The 16,628-nt window shown below is 69.3% G+C and carries 16 protein-coding genes; 4 read left to right on the top strand and 12 right to left on the bottom strand.

What is annotated here, in order from left to right:
* Positions 1 to 224: hypothetical protein (locus tag LZ017_RS11345; RefSeq protein WP_241396929.1), on the top strand; the 224-nt coding region annotated here is incomplete at its 5' end.
* Between the two features lie 116 nt (positions 225 to 340).
* Here LZ017_RS11345 and LZ017_RS11340 read toward each other — a convergent pair.
* From LZ017_RS11340 to polA, 12 genes are all read right to left on the bottom strand, one after another.
* A complete protein-coding gene (locus LZ017_RS11340; RefSeq protein WP_241396928.1) occupies positions 341 to 1,849 on the bottom strand; it encodes a tripartite tricarboxylate transporter permease in 1,509 nt (502 codons plus the stop codon).
* A gap of 10 nt (positions 1,850 to 1,859) precedes the next feature.
* Complete coding sequence (locus LZ017_RS11335) at positions 1,860 to 2,324, bottom strand: tripartite tricarboxylate transporter TctB family protein (protein ID WP_241396927.1); 465 nt, start codon at positions 2,322 to 2,324, stop codon at positions 1,860 to 1,862.
* 116 nt (positions 2,325 to 2,440) lie between these two features.
* The gene (locus LZ017_RS11330; protein ID WP_241396926.1) at positions 2,441 to 4,240 is read right to left on the bottom strand and encodes a GspE/PulE family protein; all 1,800 of its coding nucleotides are present in this window, start codon (positions 4,238 to 4,240) and stop codon (positions 2,441 to 2,443) included.
* A 49-nt stretch (positions 4,241 to 4,289) separates the two neighbouring features.
* The gene (locus tag LZ017_RS11325) at positions 4,290 to 5,090 is read right to left on the bottom strand and encodes a fused MFS/spermidine synthase (RefSeq protein ID WP_241396925.1); all 801 of its coding nucleotides are present in this window, start codon (positions 5,088 to 5,090) and stop codon (positions 4,290 to 4,292) included.
* On the bottom strand, positions 5,087 to 5,587 hold the full coding sequence (locus LZ017_RS11320) for a DNA-deoxyinosine glycosylase (RefSeq protein WP_241396924.1): 501 nt from the start codon (positions 5,585 to 5,587) through the stop codon (positions 5,087 to 5,089). Before LZ017_RS11320 ends, LZ017_RS11325 begins: the two co-directional genes overlap by 4 nt.
* A 3-nt stretch (positions 5,588 to 5,590) precedes the next feature.
* Positions 5,591 to 6,406: a TatD family hydrolase gene (locus LZ017_RS11315; protein ID WP_241396923.1), complete on the bottom strand. Its 816-nt coding sequence runs from the start codon at positions 6,404 to 6,406 to the stop codon at positions 5,591 to 5,593.
* A gap of 17 nt (positions 6,407 to 6,423) precedes the next feature.
* The gene (purU, locus tag LZ017_RS11310; protein WP_241396922.1) at positions 6,424 to 7,296 is read right to left on the bottom strand and encodes a formyltetrahydrofolate deformylase; all 873 of its coding nucleotides are present in this window, start codon (positions 7,294 to 7,296) and stop codon (positions 6,424 to 6,426) included.
* Positions 7,297 to 7,314: 18 nt separating this feature from the next.
* A complete protein-coding gene (locus tag LZ017_RS11305) occupies positions 7,315 to 8,010 on the bottom strand; it encodes an ABC transporter ATP-binding protein (RefSeq protein WP_241396921.1) in 696 nt (231 codons plus the stop codon).
* A complete protein-coding gene (locus LZ017_RS11300) occupies positions 8,003 to 9,262 on the bottom strand; it encodes a lipoprotein-releasing ABC transporter permease subunit (protein WP_241396920.1) in 1,260 nt (419 codons plus the stop codon). The genes LZ017_RS11305 and LZ017_RS11300 overlap by 8 nt, the downstream gene beginning before the upstream one ends.
* Positions 9,263 to 9,289: 27 nt before the next feature.
* Positions 9,290 to 10,705, bottom strand: coding sequence for a cell wall metabolism sensor histidine kinase WalK (locus LZ017_RS11295; RefSeq protein WP_241396919.1), 1,416 nt, complete (start codon positions 10,703 to 10,705; stop codon positions 9,290 to 9,292).
* Positions 10,705 to 11,382 (bottom strand): response regulator, encoded by a 678-nt coding sequence (locus LZ017_RS11290; RefSeq protein WP_241396918.1) that lies wholly within the window; start codon positions 11,380 to 11,382, stop codon positions 10,705 to 10,707. The genes LZ017_RS11295 and LZ017_RS11290 overlap by 1 nt, the downstream gene beginning before the upstream one ends.
* Positions 11,383 to 11,482: 100 nt before the next feature.
* Entirely contained in the window at positions 11,483 to 14,266 is a 2,784-nt protein-coding gene (gene polA / locus LZ017_RS11285) for a DNA polymerase I (RefSeq protein WP_241396917.1), read from the bottom strand.
* A gap of 88 nt (positions 14,267 to 14,354) precedes the next feature.
* Between polA and LZ017_RS11280 the strand changes: the two genes are divergently transcribed.
* The 3 genes from LZ017_RS11280 to LZ017_RS11270 are packed head-to-tail and all read left to right on the top strand — an operon-like array spanning position 14,355 to position 16,526.
* Positions 14,355 to 14,678 carry a hypothetical protein gene (locus LZ017_RS11280; RefSeq protein WP_241396916.1) on the top strand — a complete coding sequence of 108 codons (324 nt, stop codon included), beginning with the start codon at positions 14,355 to 14,357 and terminating at the stop codon, positions 14,676 to 14,678.
* A 28-nt stretch (positions 14,679 to 14,706) separates the two neighbouring features.
* A complete protein-coding gene (locus LZ017_RS11275) occupies positions 14,707 to 15,687 on the top strand; it encodes a homoserine kinase (protein ID WP_241396915.1) in 981 nt (326 codons plus the stop codon).
* Positions 15,684 to 16,526, top strand: coding sequence for a BPSS1780 family membrane protein (locus tag LZ017_RS11270; protein WP_241396914.1), 843 nt, complete (start codon positions 15,684 to 15,686; stop codon positions 16,524 to 16,526). The genes LZ017_RS11275 and LZ017_RS11270 overlap by 4 nt, the downstream gene beginning before the upstream one ends.
* Positions 16,527 to 16,628 lie beyond the last annotated feature (102 nt).

Genomic DNA, 16,628 nt, shown 5'->3' with positions numbered 1-16,628 from the left:
CCGAGATTCTGTCTCAAACTTCAGAAGTCGTCAAGCTATTTTTCAACAAATTTTCAAACTTTCGTTTTCAATTTGTCGGGACATTCAAATCGGCATTACCACTTGAATATCCAGCCCGCCAACCCCGGCTTGGGATCGAACCTGCAGCGCGCATTTCTTATTCAGACTGCACACCGCTTGCGGTCGCTTCGTTGATCGTGCCGGCTTGTTTTGCGTGGCAGTGATCAGCGAAGACAGTGACTGTAGCACAGTTTCAGAAGCACGCAACAGCTTCCATCAAAAAACAAGCCTCCCGCGCCTGCGTGCGGCGCGGGAGGCTTTGGGGCGGTGCCGGGGCGGTTCAGTCTTCTTGGAAGGCTTCCTCGCGCTTGCTGCGGATCGCGGGCAGCAGCACGACCACCACCATCAAGGCGGCGGCGGCCAGTAAGCCCGCCGACAGCGGGCGGTTCACGAAGGTGCTCCAGTCCCCGCGCGACAGCAGCAGCGCACGGCGCAGATGCTCCTCCATCATGGGTCCCAGGATGAAGCCCAGCAGCAATGGCGCGGGCTCGCAGCTCAGCTTGTAGAAGAGGTAGCCCACCACCGCGAACGCGGCCGTCACATACACGTCGAAGCTGTTGTTGTTGAGCGTATAGGTGCCTATGCAGCAGAACACCACGATGGCCGGGAACAGGAAGCGGTAGGGCACGCTCAGCAGCTTGATCCAGATGCCGATCAGCGGCAGATTCAGCACGACCAGCATCAGGTTGCCAATCCACATCGATGCGATCAGGCCCCAGAAGAGCTCCGGATTGCTGGTCATGACCTGGGGGCCAGGCTGGATGCCCTTGATGGTCATCGCGCCCACCATCAGCGCCATCACCGCATTGGGCGGTATGCCCAGGGTCAGCATGGGGATGAAGCTGGTCTGCGCCCCGGCGTTGTTGGCCGACTCGGGGCCGGCCACGCCCTGGATGGCGCCCTTGCCGAAGGGATGGCGGGGGTTGCGCACCACCTTCTTTTCCAGCGTGTAGGCCGCGAAGGAGGCGAGCAAGGCACCACCGCCCGGCAGCACTCCCAGCACCGAGCCCAGCGCGGTGCCGCGCACCACCGAGGGCCAGGCCTCGTGGAAGTCTTCCTTCGTTGGCCACAGGCCCTTCACGTCCTTGGTGAACACCTCCCGGTGCTCCGCGGGCTGCCCGAGGTTGGCGATGATCTCGCCGAAGCCGAAGATGCCCATCGCGATGACGACGAAGTTGATGCCATCGGTCAGCTCGGGGATGTCAAACGAAAAGCGCGGGGTGCCGGAGATCACGTCGGTGTTGATCTGGCCCAGCAGCAAGCCCAGCACGATCATCGCAATCGCCTTGATCAGACTGCCCGAGGCCAGCACGACGGCGCCCACCAGACCCAGCACCATCAACGAAAAGTACTCGGCCGAGCCGAACTTGAAGGCCAGTTCGGTCAGCGGCGGCGCAAATGCGGCGATCACCACCGTGCCCACGCAGCCCGCGAAGAAGGACCCCAGCCCGGCCGCAGCCAGCGCGGCGCCGGCCCGCCCCTGGCGCGCCATCTGGTAGCCGTCGATCGCGGTGACCACGGAGGACGATTCGCCGGGCACGTTGATCAGGATGGCGGTTGTGGAGCCGCCGTACTGGGCGCCGTAGTAGATGCCGGCGAGCATGATCAGCGCCGGCGTGGCGTCCAGCGAATAGATGGACGGCAGCAGCATCGCGATCGTCGCGACGGGGCCCAGCCCGGGCAGCACGCCGATCAGCGTGCCCAACACCGCGCCGCCGAAGGCGTACAGCAGGTTCTGTCCCGTGAGCGCGGTCTGGAAGCCCAGCAGCAGGTTGTTCAGCAATTCCATGACGGCTCCTTCAGCCCAGCGCAACGGTCGGCCACATCGGCAGGCTCAGCTTGAGCCCCCAGACGAAGATGCCCCAGCTCGCCAGGGTCAGCACCACGCTGCTGATCAAGGCATCCTTCCAATGGAACTCATCGCTGGCCAGCGCGGCCACGATGATCAGCGCCGGCAGGGCCACCACCAGCCCCAGGCGTGGCAGCAGTGCACCGAACAGCACGATGGATCCGACGACGACCAGCAGCGGCCGCCAGGCGAAGGGCCCGACGGGGTCGCCGTCGCGGGCTTCGATGGTCAGTGCGCCGAACAGCACCAGAGCACCGAGCACGGACAGGAGCACCCCCAGACCGAAAGGAAAGTAGCCCGGCCCCGGCTTGGCCGACGACCCAAAGCTGTACTCGGTCGCCCCCCAAGCGAACGCGGCACCGACGACGATAAACAGCAGCCCGGACCAGAAATCGCGCTGGCTCTTGATCTTCATGGATGGGACCTCTTTTAGTCTTGGATGGCGCGGATTCTAGGGAGCGCCAACGCAGCCCCCGTTGTGGGTTTCCACGTAGCCTGCGCCAATGGGCTCACTGTCCCCGGCGCGCGACCTCAATGCTCCCAGGCCGGCGTGCTGCGCAGCACTTCCTCCAGCGTGGTCAGGCCTTCGGCGATCTTCATCGCGCCCGCCATGCGCAGCGGCCTCAGGCCTTCCTGCAGCGCCTGGCGACGCAAGGCGTCGATGTCGGTACGCGGATGCAGATGCTGGCGGACCGGCTCGCTCAGGACAAGCAGCTCGAACAGGCCCGAGCGTCCCCGGTAACCGGTATGGCGACAGTCCAGGCAACCCACCGGGCGGTAGGGTTTGACGCCACCGCTGAGCCGCCAGGGCTTGAGCATGTCGTTGAGGCTGTCGCGCGTGACCTCGGGATCGGGGGTCTTGCAATGCGGGCACAGCGTGCGCACCAGGCGCTGCGCCAGCACGCCGATCACGGTGGCGTGGATCAGGTAGGGTGGCACGCCCAGGTCCATCAAGCGTGTGATCGCCGAGGCCGAATCGTTGGTGTGCAGGGTCGAGAACACCAAGTGACCGGTGAGCGCGGCCTGGATCGCCATCTCGGCCGTTTCCAGATCGCGGATCTCGCCGACCATGATGATGTCCGGGTCCTGGCGCATCAGCGCGCGCAGCCCCTCGGCAAAGCCGAAGTCCAGCGAGGCCTGGACCTGGGTCTGGTTGAAGGCCGGCTCAATCATTTCGATCGGGTCTTCCACCGTGCAGACGTTCACCTCGTCGGTGGCCAGCCGGCGCAGCGTGGAGTACAGCGTCGAGGTCTTGCCGCTGCCGGTCGGGCCGGTGACAAGGATGATGCCGTGCGTCTGCGCCGTCAGCCGGTTCCAGCGCTCGGCGTCGTGGGCCGAGAAGCCCAGTTGCGCGAGCTCCTTCACCGCGGTGTCGGGGTCGAAGATACGCATCACCATCTTCTCGCCGAAGGCCGTGGGCAGCGTGGACAGGCGCATTTCCACCTCCTCGCCGGCGGGGTTGCGCGTCTTGATGCGGCCGTCCAGCGGCCGGCGCCGTTCCACCACGTCCATGCGCCCGAGCAGCTTGATGCGCGAGGTCATCGCGCTGAGCACCGCGGGCGGCAGCTGGTAGACCGTGTGCAGCACGCCATCGATGCGGAAGCGGATCAGCCCCATCTCCCGTCGCGGCTCCAGGTGAATGTCACTGGCGCGCTGGTCGAAGGCGTACTGCCACAGCCAGTCCACCACCTGCACCACGCCCTGGTCGTTGGCATCCAGTTGCTTGTTGCTGCGCCCCAGCTCCACCAGTTGCTCGAAGCTGGCCGGCTGGGTCAGCTCACCGGTCTTCACCGCTGCGCGCACCGAGCGAGCCAGCGTGTAGAACTCGGTCGTGTAGCGCGCGATGTCGAGCGGGCTGGCCACCACCAGCTTGACCGCCTTGCGCGTATGGGACTCGATCTGCGCCACCCAATCGGTGTCCAACGGTTCCGCCGTGGCGATCGTGACCTCGGTCAAGCCCACCTGCACCGGCAGGCTGCGCCGCGCCTCGGCATAGCCGGCGGACATGATGTCGGCGACGCGGCCCACGTCGACCTTCAGCGGGTCGATGCGCAGATAGGGCAACTTGACCCGCCCGGCCAGCCATTCGGTGAGGCCTTCCATGTCCAGCGGCTTGCCATTGTCAGCCCGCATGAGCCCCGCGCGAGCCAGGCGCACCAGCGCATGCATGCTGCTATCGCCAGCGGCGAAGCGCGCCTCGGTCTGCCTGCACTGTTCGTCGTCGATCAGACCGTCGGCGAGCAGCCATTGCAGCAGGGTGCGCCATTCCAGCCTGTGTTCTGTCCGTCCCGGCGCGGCGCCACGGGCGCCGCTTGTGATGTTCGCGCTCACTGAACTGACCCTTCTGTCGCTTCGCGGTCTGACGCCACCGGCTCCGCCGTCAATCGCGGATCTGGTTGATGATGCTGATGGGCAGCGGCCGCACCAGGCGCAGCCACTTGCGCGCCGGAAGATCGAAGCGCGATTCGATGTTAGCCGCACGCCGCTCCAGTTCCTCGCGGTCGGGCACGGTCACGCCGCGGGCGGCGACGACCACGGTGTTGCCCTCCCGCGTCGGCGCCAGGTGCCAGACCTGGTCGGAACCGAAAGCCCGCGCGATGCGCGAGGCGCTGCGTGCGAAGCTGGCGCTGCGCCCGAACAGGTTCACCGTCATCAGGCCGCCATCGGCGAGCACCGCGCGGCAGTGCTGGTAGAACTCCTCGTCGTCCAGCACCGGGCCGGCGGCCTCGTGGTCGTAGAGGTCCACGTTGAGCACGTCCACCTCGCCCCAGTTCGCGGCGTCGGCCACCCAGGCGCCGGCATCCTCGTGCAGCACGGTGAGCCGTTCGTCGTCGGCCGGCAGGTGGAACCAGTTGCGGCAGGCCGAGATCACGCTGGGGTTCAGCTCCACCGCGGTGGTCTTCATCTTCAGCCGCGTGTGGCTGAAGCGCGTCAGCGCCGCCGCTCCCAGCCCCAGTTGCACGGCATGCCCCTGCCCCAGCGTGCGGGTGTCGCGCCACAGCATCCAGGCCATCATGCGCTGGATGTATTCCAGCTCCAGCTGCTGCGGCTTGCGTATGCGCATGGCGCCCTGCACCCAGATGGAATCCAGGTGCAGAAAGCGCACGCCGTCGAATTCGCTCAGCGTTGCCGGCACGCAGTCGATGCGGCCGGGCTTCGCGGTCTTGGCTCGTTGACTCAAATCAGTTCCACTTGTTCAAACAGTTGACGCCAGGCGTCCAGCTTGCGCTCGAAGCTCCAGGAGGCGTTGGCCGGGCTGGTCGAGGGCAGGCGCACGACCGGCAGCCCCAGCCGGCCGGTGATGCGCATGGCGCGCGCGGATTCGCCGCCATTGTGGGCGATGGCACGCAGGCGCGGCATGCGCGCGACCAGCTCCGGCAGCGGATTGAGCTGCGGCTCGCGGATCGCGCTGTCCAGGCTGCCCTCGCGTTCGCAGCTGGCATAGACGTCCCAGATGGCCAGCCCCTTGAGCCGCACCCATTCGATGCGCCGCTCGTAGTCCATCGCCGCCAGGTCCTGCCCCCAGAGCGTGCCGAGCAGGCGCCAGAACTGATTGCGCGGATGACCGTAATACTGGCCCGCGCGCAGCGAGGCCTCGCCGGGAAAGCTCCCCAGCACCAGCAGGCGCGACTCGGGCTGCCAGACCGGCGCCAGCCCCTGCAGTCGTTCATTCGTCATGGTTCAGGTTTCCAGGGCGGCCAGTTTGGGCAGCGCCGCGCGCGCATTGGCCGAGGTGATGCGCGCGGCCAGCTCCGGCGTCCAGCCGCGCAGGCGCGCCAGCTCGGCGCCGATGCGTGGCAGCTCGCCGGGCTCGTTGCGCGCGCGCTCGCCGGCGGAGCGCTGCGCCGCCGTCTTGTACAGCCAGTGTGGCGGGATGTCCGGCGCATCCGTTTCCAGCACCAGCGCCGACTCCGGCAATCCGGCCGCCAGCCGGCGGATCTGCAGCGAGCGATCGAACGTCAGCGTACCGCCGAAGCCCAGCCGGAAGCCCATTTCGACGAAGCGGCGGGCCTGCTCGTCGCTGCCGTTGAAGGCATGGGCGATGCCCGTCACGCCCTCGGCCCTGCGCAGCCCGGCCAGCAACTGGTCCGCGCTGCGCCGCACATGCAGCAGCACCGGCAGCCCATGGCGGCGCGCCAGCCCGAGCTGGGCTCGGTAGAAATGCTGCTGGCGCTGCGCATCCAGCCCGGGCACGAAGAAATCCAATCCGATTTCGCCCACGGCCACCAGGCGCTCGTCGTCGCGGTGGCGCTGCAGCGCCTCGTCCAGCAGGGTCAGGTCTTGCTCGCCGGCGCGCATCACGTACAGCGGGTGGATGCCCAGCGCATAGGCAAGGCCATGGCGGTGCGCCAGCTCGCGCACCGCGCCGAAGTTGCCCACCTCCACCGCCGGCAGCACCAGTTGCGTGACGCTGGCGGCGCGCGCGCGCGCCACCACCGCCTCGCGGTCGGCGTCGAACTCGGCCGCGTCCAGATGGCAGTGGGTATCGATCCACATGCCGCGCGGCCCCGGCGTCAGCGGAAGACCACGGTGCGATGCCCGTTGAGCAGCACCCGATGCTCGGCATGCCACTGGATCGCGCGCGCCAGCGTCACGCACTCGACGTCGCGGCCCATGGCCACCAACTGGTCCGGCGTCATGCTGTGGTCGATGCGGGCCACGTCCTGCTCGATGATGGGCCCCTCGTCCAGGTCCGAGGTCACGTAGTGCGCGGTGGCGCCGATCAGCTTGACGCCGCGCTCGTGGGCCTGGTGGTAGGGGCGCGCGCCCTTGAAGCTGGGCAGGAAGCTGTGGTGGATGTTGATCACCCGGCCCTGCAGCTCGCGGCACAGCGCGGGCGAGAGGATCTGCATGTAGCGCGCCAGCACCACCAGGTCGATCTGCTGCTCGGCGATCAGTTCGCGGATGCGCGCCTCCTGCGCAGCCTTCTGCGCCTCGCTGGCGTTGAGCAGCGGCAGGTGGTGGAAGGGAATGTCGTGCGAGGCGGCCAGCTGGTAGAAGTCGCGGTGGTTGGAGACGATGGCAGGAATCTCGATCGCCAGGTGCTGGGTGCGGACGCGGAACAGCAGGTCGTTCAGGCAGTGCCCCAGCTTGGAGACCATCAACAGCACGCGCGTCTTGCGCGTCGCGTCCACCAGGGTCCAGTCCATGTCCAGGCGCTGTGCCAGCGGCGCGAAGGCCTCGCGCAGCGCGCTGACCTCGCGCGGCTGGCCGCAGTCGAACTCGATGCGCATGAAGAAGCGCTGGTGGTCGGCGTCGCCGTGCTGGGCCGAGGTGAGGATGTTGGCGCCCTGCTCCAGCAGCACGCCGGTCACGGCGTGGACGATGCCGGCCCGGTCCGGGCAGCTGAGCTTGAGGATGAAACGGGAAGACTGCGTCGCATTCATGATGGGACGCATGCTACTTCAGTCCCGCAGCCGGCCCCCTTCGATGCGGCGCTGCAGCTCGCAGCGCGCGGCCAGGTCCTGGTCGTGGGTGACCAGCACAAAGGCAGTGCCCTGCTCCCTCGCCATCTCCAGCATCAGGTCGAACACCGCGTTGGCGGTGCCGCGGTCCAGGTTGCCGGTGGGTTCGTCGGCCAGCACGCAGGCCGGCCGCGTGACCAGCGCGCGCGCGATGGCCACGCGCTGACGCTCGCCGCCGGAGAGTTCGCCGGGCCGGTGCTTCACGCGCGCGCCCAGGCCCACGCGGGCCAGCATCGCAGCCGCCTGCTCGTGCGCCTGGGCCTGGGGCATGCGACGGATGCGCAGCGGCATCGCGACGTTGTCCAGCGCACTGAACTCCGGCAGCAGGTGATGGAACTGGTAGACAAAGCCCAGGTGCTGGTTGCGCCAGCGGCCGCGCTCGGCTTCGCCCAGCGCGGCCAGGTCCTGGCCCTTCAGCAGCACGCGACCGGCGCTGGGCAGGTCCAGCCCACCCAGGATGTGCAGCAGCGTGCTCTTGCCCGAGCCCGAGGCGCCCAGCACGGCCAGGGTCTGGCCCGCTCCCACGGTCAGGTCCAGGCCCTGGAAGACCTGGACATCCAGCGTCCCTTCCTGGAAGCGCTTGGACAGCCCCAGCCCCTGCAGCACCGGCGTGTCGTTCATCGCGGACTCATTCATAGCGCAGCGCCTGGGCCGGTTGGACGCGGCTGGCGCGCCAGCTGGGATACAGCGTGGCCACGAAGGCCAGCACCAGCGAGGTGATGGTGATGGGCACGATGTCCGCGGCCTGGGGGTCGCTGGGCATGTGACTGATCAGATACATGCTGGCGGGCAGGAACTGGGTGTTCAGCAGCCGCTCGATCGCCGGCACGATCACGTCCAAGTTGTAGGCCACCAGCAGGCCCAGCCCCACGCCGGCCGCCGTGCCGATCACGCCGGCGGTGGCGCCCTGCATCATGAAGATGCCCATCACCGAACGCGGGCTCGCGCCCAGAGTGCGCAGGATGGCGATGTCGGCCTGCTTGTCGGTCACCGTCATCACCAGGGTCGACACCAGATTGAAGGCCGCGACCGCGACGATCAGAGTCAGGATGATGCCCATCATGCGCTTCTCGACCTGCACCGCGTCGTACCAGTTGGCATTGGTGCGCGTCCAGTCGCGCACGCGGATGTCCGGCCCGAGCTGGCGCGCCAGCTCGTCGCCGACGCGACGCGCCTCGTGCACGTCCGCCAGCTTCAGCTGCACCCCGGTGGGACCGCCGGTGCGGAACAGCGCGGCCGCGTCGTCCACGTGGACCAGGGCCAGGCCGCTGTCGTACTCGTAGTGGCCGGCATGGAAGACGCCCACCAGCCTGAAGGACTTGATGCGCGGCAGCACGCCCGCCGGCGTGACCTGGCCCGAGGGCGCGACGACGGAGATGCTGTCGCCCACCTGCACGCCCAGCTGGCGCGCCAGCTCCAGGCCCAGGATGATGTTCCACTGCCCCGGTTGCAGCCGTGCGAGCAGGCCCTCGCCCGCCAGTTGCTTGGCCAGTGGCGTCAGCTCGGGCTCGCGCGCCGGGTCGATGCCGCGCACGATGGCGCCGCGCATGTCCTCGCCGCGCGCCACCAGCACCTGGGAGGCCACGAAGGGCGCGGCGCCGACCACCGCCGGGTTGCGGCGCGCCTGCTGGGCCAGCGCGGACCAATCGGGCAGCGCCTCGCCGCTGTAGCTGCTCAGCTCGACATGGGCGATCACCGACAGCATGCGGTCGCGCACCTCCTTCTGGAAGCCGTTCATCACCGACAGCACGATGATCAGCGCCGCCACGCCCAGCGCGATGCCCAGCATGGACACGCCGGAAATGAAGGAGATGAAGCGGTTGCGCCGCCCGCCGCGACCGGCGCGGGTGTAGCGCCAGCCGATTTGCAGCTCATAGGGCCAGTTCATGGGCGCGCATGCTACCCGAGAGCGCGCTCAGGCCGGCCGCGGCGCGGCCGGAAAGATCAGCTGCACGCGCAGGCCGCCGCCGGGCGCGTCGTCCAGCGCCAGGCGTCCGCGATGCCGAGCCAGCACCGTGGCCACGATGGCCAGCCCCAGGCCGCTGCCGCTCTGCGCCTGGTCGGGCACACGCGTGAAGCGCTGCAGCACCGCGTCGCGCCACTGGGGCGCGATGCCCGGCCCCTGGTCGCACAGCTCGGCATGCAGTTCGCCCCGCTCGCGCCACAGGCGCAGGCGCACCAGGCCGCTCTCCGGGCTGTACTTGATCGCGTTGTCGACCAGGTTGGTGAACAGCGAATTGAGCCCGTCGGGTTCGCCGTCCAGCCACAGCCCCGGCTCGGCCTCCAGGTCGAGCACCACGCGCCGCTGGCTGGCCAGCGCCGCGGCCTCGGCCAGCACGCCCTGGGCCAGGGCGCCCAGCTCCACCGGCTGTGACGCCACCTCGACCTGCGTCTCGCTGCGCATCAGCGCGAGCAGCTGATTGACCAGACGCACCGAGCGCTCGCTGGTGCGCAGCATGCCGGCCAGCTCGCGCTCACCGCTGCCCGCGCGGATCAGCGGCTGCAGGGACTGCGCATAGAGCTGCAGCGCGGCCAGCGGCGTGCGCAGTTCGTGCGCGGCGTCGGCAACGAAGCGGCGCTCGCGCTCGCGGGCCTCACGCACTTCGCCGAGCAGCCGGTTCAGCGCATCCACCAGCGGGCGCAGCTCACGCTGGCGGGTGGGCGTGCTGACCGGGGACAGGTCTTGCGCGTCGCGGCGGGCGACCTCCGCGCTGAGCCGACGCCAGGGCCGCAACGCCATGCGCACCGACAGCCACGCCGGCAGCACCAGCAGCGGCATGCTCACCAGCAACGGCAGCAAGGCCACGTGCGAGGTGCTGAACGCGCGCAGGGCCGCCATCGCGGCGTCCGAGTAGATGAAGCTCACCGTGGCCTCGGGGTGGCCGCGCGCATTGGCCAGCCGCTGCTCGGTCAGCATCAGCCAGTTCGTGCCGCCGGACTGGAAGCGATAGAAGCCCGGCGGCCTGCGCACCAGCGCCTCGTCGGGGAGCCCCTCAGTGGCGAAGCGGCGCTCGCCGGCGACCCAAACCACGGTGCCGGTGCGCAGCGCGGGATCGTCCTCCTCGCCGTCGCCGAAGCGGTTCCAGACGTCGATCTTGGACAGCACCTCCTGCAGCACCTCGGGCTGGTCACCCAGCGCCTGCACCGCCGACACCGTCGCCTCCAGCGCCGGCACGGTGGAGCGCACCGAATCCTCGCTCTGCGACAGCCAGATCAGACCACCGACCAGCGCCACCCAGACCACGCTGAGCAGGGCCAGCTGCGCCAGCAGCAGCCGGCGCAGCAGCGAGGGTTCGGCCAGGCGCTGCCAAGTCTCGCGCAGCCAGCGCATCACGGCGCGCCCCGGCGCCCCGGCTCCCGGTCCATCACATAGCCCACGCCGCGTATGGTGCGGATATAGCCCTCGCCCAGCTTGCGGCGCAGGCTGGACATGTGCACATCCAGCACATTGCTCTCCGCGGCGCTGGCCGAGAGCACATCGTCCTCCAGGAAGCGCCGCGTCAGCACGCGGTCGGCGCGCTTGACCAGCGCGGCGAGCAGGCGGAACTCGCTGGGCGACAGGTCCAGCACCCGCCCATCCACGCTGGCGCGCATGCCGGCCTCGTTCAGGCGCAGGCCGCGCAGACAGAGGTCCGAGCCCTCCAGCCCATAGCTGCGCCGCGCCAGCGCGCGCACGCGCGACAGCAGCTCGGCGAGCGCGAAGGGCTTGAGCAGGAAGTCGTCCGCGCCGCCGTCCAGTCCGCGCAGGCGCTCGGACAGCGCGTCGCGCGCGCTCAGGATCAGGCAGGGCACGCTGCAGTCGTGCCGGCGCATCCAGGCCAGCAGCTCATGTCCGTCGCCGTCCGGCAGGCCCAGGTCCAGCACCACCAGGTCGGGCTGCTGCTGGTTCAGGCTGGCCATCGCGTCGCCCAGCCGGCGCAGCCAGTTCACCTGATAACCCTGGGCCTCGAACGCCAGACGGATGCCATCGCCCAGGTCCAGGTCGTCTTCCAGTATCAAGATGTTCATGGCGCGATTGAATCAAGCCGGCCTGAACCGTGCATGAAGACACCCCGCCGACGGGCGCGCCCGCGACGCCGACGTCGGCCCAGGCGCCCCCATGGGTCGCTCAGTGCGCCTCGTCCCAATTGGCGCCCACGCCCACCTCGGCCAGCAGCGGCACCTTGAGGCTGGCGACCGAGGCCATCAGCCGCGGCACCTGCGCCCTCACCCAGTCCAGCTCGTCCGCGGGCACCTCGAACACCAGTTCGTCGTGCACCTGCATCACGATGCGGGTCTGCCGGCCCTCGCGGTCCAGCGCGTCCTGCACCGCGATCATCGCCAGCTTGATCAGGTCGGCCGCCGTGCCCTGCATGGGCGCGTTGATGGCCTGGCGCTCGGCGCCGCTGCGGCGCGGGCCGTTGCCGGAGTTGATCTCGGGCAGCCAGAGCCGGCGGCCGAACACCGTTTCCACATAGCCCTTGGCCTTGGCGCTGGCCCGGGTCTCGTCCATGTAGCGCTTCACGCCGGCAAAGCGGGTGAAATACCGTTCGATGTAGTCCTTGGCGGCCTTTTGCTCGATGCCCAGCGACTGGGCCAGGCCGAAGGCGCCCATGCCGTAGATCAGCCCAAAGTTGATGGTCTTGGCATAGCGGCGCTGCTCCGGCGTGACCTGGTCCAGCGGCGTGCCGAAGACCTCGGAGGCGGTCGCCCGGTGCACGTCCTGCCCTTCCTGGAAGGCGCGCAGCAGGCCCGGGTCCTCGCTGATGTGGGCCATGATGCGCAGCTCGATCTGCGAATAGTCCGCGCTGACGATGACGCAGCCCGGTGGCGCGACGAAGGCCTCGCGCACGCGCCGCCCCTCGGCCGTGCGGATGGGGATGTTCTGCAGATTGGGTTCGTTGCTGGACAGCCGCCCGGTCACCGCCACCGCCTGCGAGTAGGTGGTGTGCACGCGCCCGGTCTGCGCGTTCACCATCAGCGGCAGCTTGTCGGTGTAGGTGCTCTTGAGCTTGGACAGCGCCCGGTATTCGAGGATCTTGGCCGGCAGCGGGAAGTCAGCGGACAGCTTCTCCAGCACCTCCTCGTCGGTGGACGGGGCGCCGGTCGCGGTGCGCTTGACCACGGGCAGCCCCAGGCGGTTGAAGAAGATCTCGCCGATCTGCTTGGGCGAACCGATGTTGAAGGGCTGGCCGGCGATCGCATAGGCCTCCTGCTCCACCGCCACCAGGCGCTGCGCCAGCTCGTGGCTCTGCGCCTGCAGCCGCTGCGCGTCGATCAGCACGCCGGTGCGCTCGATGCGCGCCAGCAGCTGCGACACCGGCATCTCGATCTTCTCGTAGACGAAGCGCAGGCCCTCGTCCGCCTGGATGCGCGGCAGCAGGGTCTGGTGCACGTGCAGGCACATCTCCGAGTCCTCGCAGGAATACTCGGCGGCCTTGGCCACCTCGACCTGGGCGAAGGGAATCTGGTGCGCGCCCTTGCCGCACAGGTCTTCGTAGCTCAGGCCCTTGCGCCCCAGCACCCGGTCGGCCAACGCCTCCAGGCTGTGGCCGCGGTGGGCCTCCAGCACATAGCTCTGCAGCATGGTGTCATGCGCATAGCCCTGCACCTGGATGCCGTGGTTGGCCAGCACATGGGTGTCGTACTTGATGTTCTGGCCCAGCTTGGCGCGCGAGGCGTCCTCCAGCCAGGGCTTGAGCCGCGCCAGCACCTCGGCGAGCGGCAACTGGTCCGGCGCATCCGGCCCGACGTGGCGCAGCGGGATGTAGCAGGCCTCGCCGGGACGGACGCTGAAGCTCAAGCCGACGATGCGCGCCTGCATGGGGTCCAGCGAGTCGGTCTCGGTGTCCAGCGCCACCAGCTCGGCGGCCTGCAGCCGCGCCAGCCAGGTGTCGAAGGCGGCCCAATCCAGCACGGTGTCGTACTGCTTGTCCACCGGGGCGGGCGGTGGGGCCGCGTCGGCGAACAGGTCGGGCGTCTGCGCCGGCGCGGCGGCCTTGGGCGCGGCGGCCGCACCGGCGTCCGCCAGGCCCAGCCGCCCCTCCAGCTCGCGCTTCCAGGTCTTGAAGCCGTTGCGCGTGTAGTAGTCCAGCAGGCCCGCGTCGTCCTCGGGACGGAAGGCCAGTTCGTCCAGCCCCGGCCAGCCCGCCACATGGCCGGTCAGGTCGCAGTCCAGCTTGACGGTGACCAGGCGGCGGCCGGTGGGCAGCCAGTCCAGCGCCTTGCGCAGGTTCTCGCCGGCCACGCCCTTGATCTGGCCGGCGGCGGCAATCACGCCGTCCAGAGAGCCATGCTCGGCGATCCACTTGGCCGCCGTCTTGGGGCCGACCTTCTCGACCCCGGGCACGTTGTCCACCGTGTCGCCCATCAGCGTCAGGTAGTCGATGATGCGCTGCGGCGGCACGCCGAACTTCTCCAGCACGCCGGCCTCGTCCAGGCGCTCGGGCGGCTTGCTCATGGTGTTGATCAGCGAGACGCCGGGCGTCACCAGCTGGGCCAGATCCTTGTCGCCGGTGGCGATCAGCACCTGGTGGCCGCTGGCTTCGGCGACGCGGGCCAGCGTGCCGATCACGTCGTCGGCCTCGATGCCGGGCACCTCCAGCAAGGGCCAGCCCAGCAGGCGCACCACCTCGTGGATGGGTGCGATCTGCTCGCGCAACGCGTCGGGCATGGGCGGACGGTGGGCCTTGTACTCGGGGTACCACTCGTCGCGGAAGGTGGGGCCCTTGGCGTCGAAGACGCAGGCCGCATGCTCGGCGCCGCAGTCCTCGCGCAGCTTGCGCAGCATCGCGACCATGCCGTGCACCGCACCGGTGGGCTGGCCCTGCGGGCCGCGCAGATCAGGCAGGGCGTGGTAGGCGCGGTACAGAAAGCTGGAACCGTCGACCAGCAGCATCAGGGGTTTGCTCATGGGGCGCATTGTTGCAAAGCCTGCCGCCTGTGGCTGTCAGTTGGCGGCAGCGCGGAGCCGGCCGCGAGCCGCATAGAATGGCCCCACCATGAACATGCCTCAGACCGCCGCCCTGCGCGCCGCCGCCCTGCTCCTGCTGGCGGCCGCTCCGGCCTGGGCCTCGGCCCAGTCGCAGACCGCCAAGGAAGTGCCAGAGCCCAAGGTCCAGCACCTCATCCAGGAAGACGACCAGGTGCGCGTCGAGGAATTGCGCGTGCGCGGCCAGACCCAGCAGGTCACCGTCACCCCCAAGAACAGCCGCCTGCCGGCCTATGAGATCCAGGCCGGCGAAGGCGGACGCGATGTGCCGCTGCGCAGCGGCGAAGGCCGCGGCACCGCCGGCCAGCGCGTCTGGCGTCTGTTCAATTTCTGAGCCCCGCGCCGGGCCCGTCGCCGTCTTCATGGCCGTCTTCACCACCGTCACGCCCGCACAGGTCCAGGCACTGCTGGACGTTCTGGATCTCGGTCCGCTGCAGTCCCTCAAGGGCATCACCGCGGGCATCGAGAACACCAACTACTTCGTCACCACCGCGCGCGGCGAGTTCGTGCTGACGCTGTTCGAACGCCTGAGCTTCGAGCAGCTGCCCTTCTATCTGGAACTGATGCGCCACTTGGCCGACCGCGGCATTCCCGTGCCGGCACCGCAGCCGGACCGCGACGGCCGCATCCTCCACCGCCTGGCCGGCAAGCCCGCGGCCGTGGTCGACAAGCTGCGCGGCAGCCATCAGCTGGCGCCGGACCGCTTCCACTGCGAGCAGGTCGGCACCCAGCTGGCGCGCATGCACCTGGCCGGCCAGGACTTCCCGCTGCAGCAGGACAACCTGCGCGGCCTGGCCTGGTGGCGCGAGACGGTGCCGGTGGTGCTGCCGCATCTGGCCGCCGAGCAGGCCCGCTTGCTGCGCGAGGAATTGGCGTTCCAGGAGTCCATGGCCCCGGCCGCCGCTCAGCTGCCGCGCGGCCCCATCCATGCCGACCTGTTCCGCGACAACGTGATGTTCGACGTCGACGAGAGCCTGCCCGGGCGCGAGCGCCTGACTGGCTTTTTCGACTTCTACTTCGCTGGCGTGGACGCCTGGCTGTTCGACCTCTGCGTCTGCCTGAACGACTGGTGCATCGACCTGGCCAGCGGCCGGCTGGACGAGACGCGCGCCCAAGCCCTGGTGAAGGCCTATGAAGCGCAGCGCCCGCTCAGCGGCGCCGAGCACCGCCTGCTGCCGGGCATGCTGCGTGCCGCGGCACTGCGGTTCTGGATCTCCCGGCTGTGGGACTTCCACCTGCCGCGCGAGGCCAGCCTGCTCAAACCCCACGATCCCACCCATTTCGAACGCGTGCTGCGCGAGCGCATCCGCCAGCCCTGGCACGCCATGGAGAGCGCGGCATGATGCTGCACCTGCAAAGCGTCCCGGCGCGCAATGGCGCGCTGTGGGTGCGCCACGGACTCAAGGTGCTGCAGCGCCGACCGCTGGCGTTGATGGGCCTGATGGCCGCCTTCCTGCTGTGCAGCGGGCTGGTGGTGGCCCTGCCCTTCGTCGGTCCCTTCCTGATGCTGGCGGCGCTGCCGCTGGTGTCGCTGGCCTTCATGCTGGCCACCCACCAGGTGCTGCAGAACCAGACGCCCACGCTGGCCATCTTCGCGCAGCCGCTGCAGCTCACGCCGCAGCGGCGCAACACGCAGCTGATGCTGGGCTCGGCCTATGCGCTATGCACCGTGCTGATCATGATGCTGAGCAACTGGCTGGACGGCGGCAGCTTCGCCGCGATGCAGGAACTGCTCAGCCAGCAGGAGGTGGACGAGAAGGCGCTCGAAGCCGCGCTGGCCAACCCGAAGCTGCTCACCGGCATGCTCAGCCGCTTCGGCCTCGCGGCGCTGCTGTCCATCCCGTTCTGGCATGCGCCGGCGCTGGTGCACTGGGGCGGCCAGGGGGCCGCGCAGGCGCTGTTCTCCAGCACGCTGGGGGTCTGGCGCAACAAGGGCGCGTTCGCGCTGTCGGCGCTGATCTGGGCGGCCTTGCTGATGGTCGCAAGCAGCGCGCTGTCGCTGCTCGTCGCGGCGCTCGGCCTGGGACGGCTGATGCCACTGCTGGCCATGCCGCTGTTCCTGGCGATCTCGGCGGCCTTCTACGGCTCGCTGTACTTCACCTTCATCGACTGCTTCATGTTCGGCGCGCCGCGCGACGTGCTGGCCGACAAGCCGGGCGAGCCGCCGCAGCCCCAGCCCTGAAGGCCCGACCGCGGGCCCTTCCCCGGTCTACTCGGGCGACGGCCGCGTGGGAGCAGCCGCAGAGGTTCATCGCCGCCCCCGCCGCGGGGAGCGGCCACCGGC

It is taken from the genome of Pelomonas sp. CA6, from assembly GCF_022549225.1.
Classification (GTDB): domain Bacteria; phylum Pseudomonadota; class Gammaproteobacteria; order Burkholderiales; family Burkholderiaceae_C; genus Roseateles.
Note: the sequence above shows the minus strand (reverse complement) of the source record. Positions and strands in the feature narration are given on the sequence as shown.

Bases quoted from the DNA above. Each gene is read 5' to 3' on its own strand.
- LZ017_RS11340 (WP_241396928.1), bottom strand. From the start codon at position 1,849: ATGGAATTGCTGAACAACCTGCTGCTGGGCTTCCAGACCGCGCTCACG.
- LZ017_RS11335 (WP_241396927.1), bottom strand. From the start codon at position 2,324: ATGAAGATCAAGAGCCAGCGCGATTTCTGGTCCGGGCTGCTGTTTATC.
- LZ017_RS11320 (WP_241396924.1), bottom strand. From the start codon at position 5,587: ATGACGAATGAACGACTGCAGGGGCTGGCGCCGGTCTGGCAGCCCGAG.
- LZ017_RS11315 (WP_241396923.1), bottom strand. From the start codon at position 6,406: ATGTGGATCGATACCCACTGCCATCTGGACGCGGCCGAGTTCGACGCC.
- purU (WP_241396922.1), bottom strand. From the start codon at position 7,296: ATGAATGCGACGCAGTCTTCCCGTTTCATCCTCAAGCTCAGCTGCCCG.
- LZ017_RS11305 (WP_241396921.1), bottom strand. From the start codon at position 8,010: ATGAATGAGTCCGCGATGAACGACACGCCGGTGCTGCAGGGGCTGGGG.
- LZ017_RS11300 (WP_241396920.1), bottom strand. From the start codon at position 9,262: ATGAACTGGCCCTATGAGCTGCAAATCGGCTGGCGCTACACCCGCGCC.
- LZ017_RS11295 (WP_241396919.1), bottom strand. From the start codon at position 10,705: ATGCGCTGGCTGCGCGAGACTTGGCAGCGCCTGGCCGAACCCTCGCTG.
- LZ017_RS11290 (WP_241396918.1), bottom strand. From the start codon at position 11,382: ATGAACATCTTGATACTGGAAGACGACCTGGACCTGGGCGATGGCATC.
- polA (WP_241396917.1), bottom strand. From the start codon at position 14,266: ATGAGCAAACCCCTGATGCTGCTGGTCGACGGTTCCAGCTTTCTGTAC.
- LZ017_RS11280 (WP_241396916.1), top strand. From the start codon at position 14,355: ATGAACATGCCTCAGACCGCCGCCCTGCGCGCCGCCGCCCTGCTCCTG.
- LZ017_RS11275 (WP_241396915.1), top strand. From the start codon at position 14,707: ATGGCCGTCTTCACCACCGTCACGCCCGCACAGGTCCAGGCACTGCTG.
- LZ017_RS11270 (WP_241396914.1), top strand. From the start codon at position 15,684: ATGATGCTGCACCTGCAAAGCGTCCCGGCGCGCAATGGCGCGCTGTGG.